Source organism: Cellulomonas sp. JH27-2 (assembly GCF_014837175.1).
Taxonomy (GTDB): domain Bacteria; phylum Actinomycetota; class Actinomycetes; order Actinomycetales; family Cellulomonadaceae; genus Cellulomonas.
Window position 1 is genome coordinate 757,589 of the sequence record NZ_JACYFR010000002.1, and the last position, 10,669, is coordinate 768,257.

A 10,669-nucleotide genomic window follows, 5' to 3' on the forward strand; every position below is an offset into this window, starting at 1 on the left:
GCCGGGACGTCAGCCCTCCGCGCCGGCGTGCGCGAGCACCGCACCCGACGTCAGCCGGCGCGCGACCACGGCCGCCGCGACGTCCGTCAGGCGCAGGTTGTGGTCGCGGGCGTACCGGCGCAGGCGCTCGAACGCCTGGCCCACCTCCAGGTCGCCCGCGTACGCGATGACACCCTTGGCCTGCTCGATGGCGATCCTGCTCGACAGCGCCGCCTGCAGGTGTGACGCCAGGGCGGTCTGGTCGGCGCTCACGCGTTCCTGGACGAGCGCCACGCTGGCGACGTCGGCGAGGGCCTGGGCGACGGCGTGGTCGGCCTCGTCCATCGCGCCGACGCGCGAGCCGAACAGACCCATGGCGCCCAGGATGCTGGCCCGCAGCCGCAAGGGCACCGCGTGCAGGCTCTGGTACCCCGCGCGCAGGGCCGCCTCGACGAACTCCGGCCACCGGTCGGCCTGGGCGGTCAGGTCGGGCACGTCGACCCGGGCTCCGGCGTGGTACGCGTCGCGACAGGGTCCCTCGTCGCGCTGCACCTGGAACACCTCGAGCTCGCGAGCCGCCTGCGACGACGCGGCGAGCACGTGCAGCGCCCCGTGCTCGTCGGCGAGGAGCAGGCCCGCGGACGCCACGTCGAGGATCTCGACGCAGTTGTGCGCGAGCCGGTCCAGCAGGTCGAAGGCGTCGACCCCCCGCGCCAGTCCCTCGGCGATCTCGACGAACGCCTGCACGACCTTCTCCTCGCGACCCTCAGCCACGGTCATCCTCTCCCGCCGAGCCGGCACCGCCCCAGCCCTCGTCGTTGAGATCCACCGTGCGGTCCAGCACCTGCCATGCGACGTCGTTCGCCGTCATCCCGCGCATGTACGCGTAGGCCCGCAGCCGGACCAGCGCGTCCTCCGCACTCACGTTCAGCGCCGCGATGATCATGCCGGTCGCCTGGTACACCTCGACCCGCTCCAACGACGCCAGCTGGTCCCACCCTTGCTCGGCCTCGGCGGAGCTCGCCAGCTCGCGGGTCGCGCCCATCATCTCCAGCAACGGGACGGCGGCCAGCTCGGCGGCAAGCAGACCGCCGTCGAGCTCGCTGTCGGACAGCGATCCCCGCTGCTTGTTGAAGAGGTCGAGCGCCCCGAAGGGGTGTCCCCGCTCCCCCACGGGCAGCGCGAACACGGCGTTGATGCCCGCACTCAGCACGGCATCGCGGAACGCGGGCCATCGAGCCTCGGCGGAGGCGGCCAGGTCCGCGGCCAGGACCGGGAGGCCCGAGCGCATCGCGTCGAGGCAGGGACCCTCACCGAAGGTGAACTGGTACTCGTCCAGGCGTCGGCTCAGCGGGCCGCTGGACCCGAACGTGCCCTGCGTCGTGAACCCGTCGGTCAGGGAGATCGACGCGCCGTCGACGCCCAGGACGTCGACGCACGCGCGGCAGAGTCGATCGGCTGCCTCGAGGGCGCTGGGCGCACCGGTCATCGAGTCGACGAAGACGCTCCGCAGGTCACCCACGGGGCCGAACCGCCCGTCGCGTCATGTCTCATGGTCCGTCAAGAGCGACGAAACAGCGAGCCCGCGCAGCCACGATCCGTGCGAGTCGCGAGTGGTCTCGTCGAGCCAGGTCAGGACGTCGGTGGCGTTGCGCAGCTCGACCGCGCAGCCCAGCTCGTGGGCCTGCGTGACACAGGTCCCGATGGCCAGGAGCCCGGCCAGGTCGCAGAAGGCGAGCTCGGAGAGGTCGAGGGCGACCGGAGAGGGGCGAGCCCGCAGCGCCGCGCAGAGCTCGCGGCGCATGTCATCGGCGACGAGGGCGTCGGCCTCGCCGACGAGGCGCAGGACGACCGTCCCACCCGGCTCGTGGGCCACGACGACCCGCACCGTGGACGCGGTCCCGTCGTCGGAGGTCCGGTCGTCGTCCGGGGTCAGCTCAGTGCTCATCACAACATCCCATCGGGAGCGAGTCGTCGGGCACGAACGCTGCCGGGGATCAGAGCAGTCACCTCGACGCTAGGCGCGATGCCTGGTGGTAGCAACGGGCTGGCTCCGCGAAGGTGCGTACGCTCCGCCCACGACGACACCTCGACCGGCGGGATCCGGCGCCGCCTGAGATGCTCGACGTGGGTCCGGACCCGGCCCGCCCCAGGCTCTCCTGGACGGGATCACCATGGATCACCACCCGACTCCTCTGCCGCGACGGCTCGCGGCCGCAGCCGAGTCGTCCCCTTCGATCGCGTCGGCGGCGCGTGCCCTGCGGCCGGTCGCCGACGCGTTGACGTCTGCACCCCGTTGGAACGCCCTTCTGCGGGGCGAGCCGCTCGGGCACGCGGCGCACCCCGCGCTCACCGACATCCCCGTCGGCCTGTGGTTGAGCAGCTGCGTGCTGGACGTCGCCGGATCCGACGACGGCCGGTCTGCGGATCGGCTGCTGGGGCTGGGGATCCTGGCGGCGGCGCCGGCCGCACTGACCGGTCTCGCCGACTGGCGCCGCGGCGGCGAGCGCGTCCGGGCCGTCGGAGCGCTGCACGCGGCCCTCAACTCGGGCGCCCTCGCGCTCTACGTCGGGTCCTGGGCGCTCCGCCGGCGCGGCATACGCCGGCCAGCCGTCGCCGTCAGCCTCGCCGCGGGCACCCTCGCCGGGGCCAGCGCATACCTGGGCGGCCACCTGACCCTGGTCCTCGGCTCCCCGCACGACCAGCAGCCGTCCACCACCGAGCCCGACCCCGAACCCGAGTCCCCGTGAGGGCGGCCGACCGAGAGGGCGCGGTCGTCGTCGTCGGCGCGTCCAGCGGGATCGGGCGCGCCACCGCCCACAGGCTCGCGGCTCGCGGTCGGAGCCTTGTGCTCGCCTCCCGCTCCGGCACCACCCTGGAGGTCGTCGCCGCCGAGTGCCGGTCGATCGCCGACCGCCACGGCGTGCCCGACCTGCGGGTGTCCGTCGTGCCCGCCGACGTGACCGACCGCGCCTCGATCGACGAGCTGCTGGCGCGCGCGAGGGCGGACCACGGGTCGGTCGCGGCGGTGGTGACCACGGTCGCGGTCGTGGCCTACGGGCGCTTCGACGTCGTGCCTGCGGAGGCCTTCGACCGCGTGGTGGCGGTGAACTTCCTCGGCACGGCGAACGTCGCCCGCAGCGCGCTCGCGACGTTCGCCGAGCAGCGTGGCGGCCACGTCGTCATCGTCGGGTCGCTGCTGGGCAGGATCGCGACACCGTGGATGAGCACGTACGTGTCCAGCAAGTGGGCGGTGCACGGCCTGGCGCGCACCCTGCAGATCGAGGCCCGCGGGATGCGCGGCGTCCACGTCTCCGTGATCAGCCCGGGCGCGGTCGACACGCCCGTGTACTCCCAGGCCGGCGCGTACGGCGGCCACACCGGGCGGCCCCCGCCCCCCGTGAGCAGGCCCGAGGCAGTCGCCCGGGCGATCGTCCGCGTCCTGGACCGCCCGCGCCGCACGGCGTCCGTCGGGATCGCGAACCCCGTCGCCGCCGCGGGCTTCCGGCTCCTGCCGGGGGTGTACGACCGGATCGTCCGGCCGGCCATGTACGCCGGCGGGCTGTCGCGCGGCCACGTGTCGCCGCGGCCGGGCAACCTGTGGAACCCCACCCCGTCGGGCGAGGCCGTTCACGGGACCTGGGGGCGGCACTGGCTTCGGCCGGTGGGCGTGGCCACCGCGGGCGTCGCGGCGCTCGTCGTGGGCCGACGGCTGCGCCGCGCGGCCCCGCCCACCGGGCTCTGACGGTTCCCCGTCCCGAGACACGGAGGGCCGCCATCGGCCCCGGGAGGGTCTCGTCCATCCTGAGTGGCAGGAACCCGTGGCCCGACATACCGTCCGTTATGTCGGACCATGCGGTCCGGCACCGCTGCCGGGGGTAGGAAACGCCGCCCGACGCCTCGCGTGATGCTCCGCGCTCGCGCCGACTCACCTTCACCCGCCGCCTCGACCCTTCTCGGGGTCACCAGGAGCGCGGCCGCGTCCACCCAGAAGCAGAGGCCCATCATGAGCGACGACTACACCCGTGCGGTCCCCCCGACGGGGACACCCACCACGACGATCGACCCGCTGTACCCCACCGAGACTCCCAGCCCCGACCTGCACGACGACGGTGACGACAACGCCACCCCCGGCGTCACCGAGAAGGTCAAGGACCTGGCCGGTTCGGCCGGGGACGCGGGCAGCTCCGTGCTCGACGAGGCCAAGAGCGGCGCGAGCGACGTCAAGCAGGAGGCCCAGCAGCAGGTCAGCGACCTGTGGGGACAGGCGCGCGGCGAGCTGTCCGACCAGACCGGCCAGCAGCAGCAGCGGCTGGCCGGCGGGCTGAAGTCCTTCGGCAGCCAGCTCGACCAGATGGCGTCCGCGCCCGACGAGTCGAGCGTCGCGACGCACCTCGCGCGCGACCTCAGCCAGCGCGCGACCGACCTCGGCGGGTGGCTCGAGAGCCGCAGCCCGCAGGAGGTCGTCGACGAGCTGCGCTCGTTCGCCCGCCGGCGCCCGGGCACGTTCCTGCTCGCCGCCGCGGGAGCTGGACTCCTTGTCGGCCGCCTGACCCGTGCGCTCAAGGACGGTCCGGCGGACCAGTCCGACGCCCCGCGCACGACGGGCGCCGTCGACGGCACGACCGGGCCCACCTCGTCGTCCGAGAGCACGCCCACCGAGCCGTACGAGAACCTGGGCGCCACTCCTGGCACCGGCGGCGGGCTGTGACCGACACGGCGCCGAACAGCGCGCCCGAACGGAGCTCGGTCGGCGACCTGCTCGGCGAGGTCACCCGCGACGTGTCCACGCTCCTGCGCCAGGAGGTCGAGCTGGCCAAGGCCGAGGTCCGCCAGTCGGCCCAGCAGGCCGTCAAGGGCGGGTCGATGTTCGCCGGTGCAGCGGTCGGCGGTCACATGGTCCTGCTCTTCCTCTCGATCGCCCTCTGGTGGGCGCTGGGCGACGCATGGGGCCGGGCCTGGTCCGGCGTCGTCGTCGCCGTCGTCTGGGGCGTCATCGCGGCCGTGCTGGCCCTCCGTGGCCGCGCCGAGGCGCGACGCGTCAAGGGGCTGCCGCACACGGCGGACTCCGTCAAGAAGATCCCGAACGCACTGCAAGGGCACGAGGAGAAGAACTGATGAGCACCGACACAGGAAGCACCCGCGACCCGGACGAGATCCGCGCGGACATCGAGCGGACCCGCGCCGAGCTCAGCTCGGACGTCGACGCGCTCGGCGACAAGGTCAGCCCCGGGCAGGTGGCCCACCGCCAGGCCGAGAAGGTCCGCTCCGCCGCGTCGGGGCTCAAGGACCGCATGATCGGCACCGTGTCCGACGGTGCGGGTTCCGCCGGCTCGGCGGCGTCGTCCGTCGGGGACGCGACGTCGTCGCTGCCCGGCAACGCGATGGACCGTGCCCGGGGCAACCCGCTGGCCGCCGGTCTGATCGCCTTCGGCGCAGGCTGGCTGGTGGCCTCCCTTCTGCCCTCCACGCGGCGCGAGCAGGACCTGGCTCAGACGGCGAAGGACCAGTCGGGCCCGCTCGTCGGCGAGGTCAAGAACGTCGCGCAGGACGCGGCGGCCAACCTCAAGGCGCCCGCTCAGGATGCGGTCGCGGCCGTCAAGGAGAAGGCGACCGACGCCGCGTCATCGGTGCGGGACCAGGGCCAGTCGGCAGCCCAGGACCTCAAGTCCCAGGCGGCCGGCTCGGACGACGACACCCACGGCGCCCACGTCGCCGAGGACCCGTTCGGGACCCCGGCGCCGCCGCAGTAGGACCACGGGGCGGGGCACAACGGCGTGCCTCGCCCCTGCCTCATCCCGACCTCACTCCGACCGCGCAGCCGCCTCACGCCGCCCACACCCCGAAGGACCGCCATGACCCAGGACGAGACGAGCACCAGCAAGGCCGCCGCGCCCGACCCCGAAGACGCCCGCAAGCCCGACTCCCCCGCCGACCTCGACAAGCGGTCGTGGCTGTACGTCCTGCGCAAGACGCTGCGCGAGTTCACCAAGGACCAGTGCACGGACCTCGCCGCAGCCCTGACCTACTACGCGGTGCTCGCGATCGCACCCGCCCTGCTGGCAGTGGCGTCGATCTTCGGTCTCGTCGGCGATCCGCAGGCGATGGTCGACAACGTCCTCAAGACCGTCAGCGAGGCCGGCTCCGACTCGGCGGCCAAGAGCATCGAACCGGTGCTCACCAAGCTGACGGAGGCGCCGTCCGCAGGGCTCGCGCTGATCGTCGGCGTCGTGCTGGCCCTGTGGTCCGCCTCCGGCTACGTCGCGGCGTTCAGCCGCGGCATGAACCGCGTGTACGAGGTCGACGAGGGACGGCCCGTCTGGAAGCTGCGCCCCGCGCTGCTGCTCGTGACCCTCGTACTGGTCGTCATCGCGGTGCTGGTGCTCGTGCTGGTCGTGCTCTCGGGAGGCGTCGCGACGTCGGTCGGCCAGACGATCGGGGTCAGCGACGTGGTCGTCACCGTGTGGAACTTCGCCAAGTGGCCGCTCGTCCTCGTGCTCGTCGTCGGGGCTGTCGCGATCCTCTACCACTCCACGCCCAACGTCCGGCAGCCGAAGTTTCGCTGGGTCAGCCTCGGCGCGGTCGTCGCGATCGTCGTGTGGGTCGTCGCCTCCGTCGCGTTCGGCCTCTACGTCGCGAACTTCTCGAGCTACGACAAGACCTACGGCTCCCTCGCGGGCGTCATCATCGTGCTGCTGTGGTTGTGGCTCACCAACCTGGCGCTGCTGTTCGGCGCAGAGCTCGACGCCGAGGTCGAGCGCGGGCGCGAGCTGCAGGGCGGCATCGCGGCCGAGGAGACGATCCAGCTCCCCCCGCGCGACACCAAGGCGAGCGACAAGAAGCAGGCGAAGCTCGACGAGGACATCCGCCGGGGGCGCGAGCTGCGCCAGCAGACGGTGCCCGAGCCACAGGACGACTCGCGATGACGACGGTCGAACGGGTGATGCCGTGCTCTGCCGCGGCCGTGTCTCGCGTCCTGGCCGACGGCTGGCTCCACGCGACGTGGGTCGTCGGCGCCAGTCGCATCCGCGCCGTCGCCGAGGGCTGGCCCGAGCCGGGTACACGCATCGCGCACTCGTTCGGGATCTGGCCTGTCGTCGTCGACGACGAGACGGTGAGCCGCGCGTGGACACCGGGCGCGGTCCTCGTGCTGCAGGCCCGCGGCTGGCCCGCGGGCGAGGCGCGCGTGCGGATCACCGTCGCAGAGATCGACGGCGGTTGCCGCGTGCGCATCAGCGAGGACGCCGTGCGCGGGCCCGGGACTCTCGTGCCGCGCCCGTTGCGCGGACTCGTCCTGAGGCCGCGCAACACCGAGGCGCTCCGCCGACTCGAATGGCTCGCGCTGCGTGCCGACCCGGGCCACTCGGCCGACGGTGGCCTGACCGGCGCCGTCGACCCCGCCCGGAGGCACGTCGCGAGGCCAGGTGTCCTGCGCACGCGCGCGTCTGTCCTGCGCACGCGCGCGTCGCCGGTCCCGTGGATACGCTCGAGCTCGCGGGGGCCCGAGCACCGATGAACCCGCACGACCAGCCGAGAGGATCACGATGAGCATCAACGATGACGACATCACGACCGACACCGGAGCGCAGGGCGAAGGCCCCGCCGACGGTGGCGCCAACCCGGGCGGCCACGACGGCGGCGCAGACGGCTCCGCCGGCGAGGGAACGGCCGACGGCGGCGCGAACCCGTCGGGGCACGACGGCGGAGCAGATGGGTCCGCCGGCGAGGGGACTGCTGACGGCGGCGCCAACCCCGGCGGCCACGACGGCGGCGCAGACGGCTCGGCTTGATGACTGACCACGCCACCGGCCGAGGGTCCGCCCTCGGCCGGTGTCTCGCTGTCCCGCCCGATGTGTTCGCACGTGACTACTGGGCCACCGCCCCGCTCCTGACTCGCGCCGAGTCGTTGGGAGGTGGATACGAGGACCTCTTCTCCGCCGACGCGGTCGACGAGCTCGTCAGCAGTCGCGGGGTCCGCACGCCGTTCCTGCGGATGGCCCACGAGGGATCGGTCCTTCCCGCGGCACGCTTCACCGCGCCGGGCGGGTACGGGGCAGAGGTGGGCGACCAGGTCTCGAGCGACAAGGTGCTGGCCGAGTTCGCGGCCGGCGCCACGATCGTCCTGCAGGGTCTGCACCGCCTCTGGCCACCGCTGGTCGACTTCACCCGATCCCTCGTCGCGGAGATCGGCCACCCCGCACAGGTCAACGCCTACGTCACTCCCCCGTCGTCGCAGGGCTTCGACCCGCACTTCGACACGCACGACGTCTTCGTCCTGCAGGTCGCGGGCCAGAAGCACTGGCGCATCCACGCCCCCGTGCACCCCGATCCGCTCGCCGACCAGCCGTGGTCCGGCCATGCGGACGCGGTGGCCGAAGCGGCGACGCGGCCCGCGGTCATCGACGAGGTTCTGCGCCCCGGCGACGCCCTCTACCTCCCGCGCGGTTGGATCCATTCGGCGACGGCGCTCGGCGACACGTCGATCCACCTGACGGTCGGCATGTCCGCCTACACCAGGGCGGACGTGGTCCATGCTCTGCTGGACCTGGTCGGCGACGTCCCGCGGCTGCGGGGTTCGCTCCCGCTCGGCGTCGACGTCTCCGACCCCGACCAGCTCCGCGGGATCGTCGCCGACGTCGTCGCCGACCTGACGGCCGCGCTCGTCGGCGACGACGTGCCGGCCGCGCGGGTCTCACGCGCCCTTGCGGGCCGCTTCGAGCGTGACACGCGTCCCGAACCCGTGGCTCCGGTCCGCACCCTCGCCGCGGCGGCAACGCTGTCGGGTGGCACGACGATCCGGCTGCGCGAGTCCCTCGCGGTGGCCGTGCAGCGGGTCGGGGACCGCGTACGCATCGCCGCGCGGGGACGTGCGGTCACCATGCCGGTCGAGGCCGAGGCTGCACTGCGCGTGCTCGCTGAGGGCGGCCCGGTGCGCGTCGGCTCCCTCCCGGGGCTCGACGAGGCGAGCGCGCTCGTCGTCGCACGCCGCCTCCTGCGCGAAGGCTTCCTGGTGGCCACCGAGTGACACCGGAGCCGGACGGCGAGGCCGCGAGCCCCTGGGCACCCTGCAGCGATCGATCCCGTGAGCGGGACGACCCGCTGGCCGGCACGGCCTCCCGCGGTGACACGTGGTTCCTGGTGGAGAGCCCGAACGGATGGGGGCGGCACGCGTTCCTGGACCCCCCGTACGACGTCGCGCTGGGCCGCGCGCTGGTGACGAGGATCGAGGCTGCCGGGACCCGACCGCTGGCGATCCGGAGGCCTCGTCGACGGCCGTCGTCGCCCTCCACCCGGTGGGCGTTCATCGACTCCCGACCCGGGCGCGAGACGATCCGTTGGGGACGGGTGGAGCATCCCGCTCAGCTGCTCGACGTGCCGTTGGACGGGTCGAGCGGCACGGAGTCCGCCTCCCCCGTCTTCGCCGTGTGCACCCACGGCAGGCACGACCAGTGCTGCGCCGTGCGTGGCCGTCCGGTCGCGGCCCGCCTGGCCGAGCGGTACCCCGACGAGACCTGGGAGTGCTCCCACCTCGGAGGGGACCGGTTCGCCGGCACCATGGTCGTCCTCCCCCACGGCCTGTACTACGGACGGGCCGACGACGTGGACGCGCTCGACATCGCCGACGCGTACCTGCGCGGTGACGTCACGACGCACTTCCTGCGCGGCCGGAGCTCGCTGTCGCACGCGGTGCAGGCAGCGCAGCACGCCGCCCGCGACGCGTTCGGCGACCCGAGGATCGCCGCCTACGCACCCATCCGCGAGGCACGCAGCGACGACTCGTGGACCGTCGACCTCGCCGCGGACGACGGCGTCGTCACCGTCACCCTGGTGCAGGAGAGCTCGGGACCGCTGCTGTCGACGTGCGCGGCGACGCGGGCGTTCCCGGTGCCACACCTCGTCGCGGTGGACGTCGCGCGACGGCCCCCACAGACCCCGTAGGGCCCGTCAGCTCCGATGCAGCGGCAGCCGCGCGGTGCGCAGGTAGAACTCTTCGAGCTTGCGCACCTTGGTCGTGAAGTCGTCCCAGTTCAGCGGTTTGGTCACGTACGCGTTCGCGCCAGCAGCGTAGGCGCGAACGACGTCGACCTCCTCGTCGGAGGTCGTCAGGACCACGACGGGCAGTGCACGCAGGTCGCTCTCGGACCGCACCTGCTCGAGGACCTCGCGCCCGGACTGCTTGGGCAGGTTGAGGTCCAGCAGCATCAGCGTGGGCCGCCTCGCGTGGGCGTACTCCCCCTCGCGGTGCAGGTAGGCGATCGCGGCCACGCCGTCCTCGACGATCGTGAGCGCATCGGCCGCGTTGTGCTCCTCGAACACCTCGCGGATGAGCAGCTGGTCGCCGGGGTCGTCCTCGACGACGAGCACCGACGAGGTCGAGAGGGTCAGTGACATGCGAAAAGTATGCGCAAGGCGTGGTGCGCCGAATACCTCCCTGGGGGTGTGATCTCGCGGACGCCCGCTCGAGACCACGCCTCCATGCGGGTGTCGGTGCGTGCCCCATGACCGCCCCGCGGGACCTTCGTGCTGCCGACGGCCCGGCACGACGAAGGCCCCCGATCGGCGGGATCGGGGGCCTTCGTCGTCGCTGTCTCAACGAGTGTCCGGAGGGGGACTTGGCCGTTTGCGACACGAACCACCGTGCTCATCCTGCGGTCCTGACCTGCGGAAACACTGAAGGCGACCCCGGTGG

General features: G+C 73.2%; 14 protein-coding genes. 10 read left to right on the forward strand and 4 right to left on the reverse strand.

Features of this window, described 5'->3' with window-relative positions; translation table 11 throughout:
* Positions 1-9: 9 nt before the first annotated feature.
* Genes IC607_RS08445 through IC607_RS08455 form a run of 3 tightly spaced genes read right to left on the reverse strand, consistent with a single transcriptional unit; the run spans position 10 to position 1,927 of the window.
* Complete coding sequence (locus IC607_RS08445) at positions 10-753, reverse strand: GAF and ANTAR domain-containing protein (RefSeq protein ID WP_370526092.1); 744 nt, start codon at positions 751-753, stop codon at positions 10-12.
* Positions 746-1,501 (reverse strand): GAF and ANTAR domain-containing protein, encoded by a 756-nt coding sequence (locus tag IC607_RS08450; RefSeq protein WP_191786882.1) that lies wholly within the window; start codon positions 1,499-1,501, stop codon positions 746-748. Before IC607_RS08450 ends, IC607_RS08445 begins: the two co-directional genes overlap by 8 nt.
* A 21-nt stretch (positions 1,502-1,522) precedes the next feature.
* Positions 1,523-1,927, reverse strand: coding sequence for an STAS domain-containing protein (locus IC607_RS08455; protein ID WP_191786883.1), 405 nt, complete (start codon positions 1,925-1,927; stop codon positions 1,523-1,525).
* A gap of 226 nt (positions 1,928-2,153) precedes the next feature.
* Here IC607_RS08455 and IC607_RS08460 point away from each other — a divergent pair, with 226 nt between their 5' ends.
* The 10 genes from IC607_RS08460 to IC607_RS17830 all read left to right on the forward strand — a co-directional run bounded on the left by IC607_RS08460 (position 2,154) and on the right by IC607_RS17830 (position 9,918).
* Entirely contained in the window at positions 2,154-2,729 is a 576-nt protein-coding gene (locus tag IC607_RS08460) for a DUF2231 domain-containing protein (protein ID WP_191786884.1), read from the forward strand.
* On the forward strand, positions 2,726-3,724 hold the full coding sequence (locus tag IC607_RS08465; protein WP_191786885.1) for an SDR family NAD(P)-dependent oxidoreductase: 999 nt from the start codon (positions 2,726-2,728) through the stop codon (positions 3,722-3,724). The genes IC607_RS08460 and IC607_RS08465 overlap by 4 nt, the downstream gene beginning before the upstream one ends.
* 261 nt (positions 3,725-3,985) lie before the next feature.
* Positions 3,986-4,690, forward strand: a complete 705-nt coding sequence (locus IC607_RS08470) for a hypothetical protein (protein WP_191786886.1) — start codon at positions 3,986-3,988, stop codon at positions 4,688-4,690.
* Positions 4,687-5,097 (forward strand): phage holin family protein, encoded by a 411-nt coding sequence (locus IC607_RS08475; RefSeq protein ID WP_191786887.1) that lies wholly within the window; start codon positions 4,687-4,689, stop codon positions 5,095-5,097. The genes IC607_RS08470 and IC607_RS08475 overlap by 4 nt, the downstream gene beginning before the upstream one ends.
* Positions 5,097-5,732, forward strand: coding sequence for a DUF3618 domain-containing protein (locus IC607_RS08480; protein WP_191786888.1), 636 nt, complete (start codon positions 5,097-5,099; stop codon positions 5,730-5,732). The genes IC607_RS08475 and IC607_RS08480 overlap by 1 nt, the downstream gene beginning before the upstream one ends.
* A gap of 102 nt (positions 5,733-5,834) precedes the next feature.
* Positions 5,835-6,905 (forward strand): YihY/virulence factor BrkB family protein, encoded by a 1,071-nt coding sequence (locus tag IC607_RS08485; RefSeq protein WP_191786889.1) that lies wholly within the window; start codon positions 5,835-5,837, stop codon positions 6,903-6,905.
* Positions 6,902-7,495, forward strand: a complete 594-nt coding sequence (locus tag IC607_RS08490) for an SRPBCC family protein (protein WP_225224576.1) — start codon at positions 6,902-6,904, stop codon at positions 7,493-7,495. The genes IC607_RS08485 and IC607_RS08490 overlap by 4 nt, the downstream gene beginning before the upstream one ends.
* 28 nt (positions 7,496-7,523) lie before the next feature.
* On the forward strand, positions 7,524-7,769 hold the full coding sequence (locus IC607_RS08495) for a BatC protein (RefSeq protein WP_191786890.1): 246 nt from the start codon (positions 7,524-7,526) through the stop codon (positions 7,767-7,769).
* Between the two features lie 62 nt (positions 7,770-7,831).
* Positions 7,832-9,004 (forward strand): cupin domain-containing protein, encoded by a 1,173-nt coding sequence (locus IC607_RS08500; protein ID WP_370526093.1) that lies wholly within the window; start codon positions 7,832-7,834, stop codon positions 9,002-9,004.
* Positions 9,001-9,918 carry a sucrase ferredoxin gene (locus IC607_RS17830; RefSeq protein ID WP_191786892.1) on the forward strand — a complete coding sequence of 306 codons (918 nt, stop codon included), beginning with the start codon at positions 9,001-9,003 and terminating at the stop codon, positions 9,916-9,918. The genes IC607_RS08500 and IC607_RS17830 overlap by 4 nt, the downstream gene beginning before the upstream one ends.
* 6 nt (positions 9,919-9,924) lie before the next feature.
* Here the strand turns inward: IC607_RS17830 and IC607_RS08510 are convergent, their stop codons facing one another.
* Complete coding sequence (locus tag IC607_RS08510) at positions 9,925-10,371, reverse strand: response regulator (protein ID WP_191786893.1); 447 nt, start codon at positions 10,369-10,371, stop codon at positions 9,925-9,927.
* Positions 10,372-10,669 lie beyond the last annotated feature (298 nt).

Excerpts from the sequence above, each read along its gene's own strand:
- IC607_RS08455 (WP_191786883.1), bottom strand. The coding sequence starts at position 1,927 with ATGAGCACTGAGCTGACCCCGGACGACGACCGGACCTCCGACGACGGG.
- IC607_RS08460 (WP_191786884.1), top strand. The coding sequence starts at position 2,154 with ATGGATCACCACCCGACTCCTCTGCCGCGACGGCTCGCGGCCGCAGCC.
- IC607_RS08470 (WP_191786886.1), top strand. The coding sequence starts at position 3,986 with ATGAGCGACGACTACACCCGTGCGGTCCCCCCGACGGGGACACCCACC.
- IC607_RS08480 (WP_191786888.1), top strand. The coding sequence starts at position 5,097 with ATGAGCACCGACACAGGAAGCACCCGCGACCCGGACGAGATCCGCGCG.
- IC607_RS08485 (WP_191786889.1), top strand. The coding sequence starts at position 5,835 with ATGACCCAGGACGAGACGAGCACCAGCAAGGCCGCCGCGCCCGACCCC.
- IC607_RS08490 (WP_225224576.1), top strand. The coding sequence starts at position 6,902 with ATGACGACGGTCGAACGGGTGATGCCGTGCTCTGCCGCGGCCGTGTCT.
- IC607_RS08495 (WP_191786890.1), top strand. The coding sequence starts at position 7,524 with ATGAGCATCAACGATGACGACATCACGACCGACACCGGAGCGCAGGGC.
- IC607_RS08510 (WP_191786893.1), bottom strand. The coding sequence starts at position 10,371 with ATGTCACTGACCCTCTCGACCTCGTCGGTGCTCGTCGTCGAGGACGAC.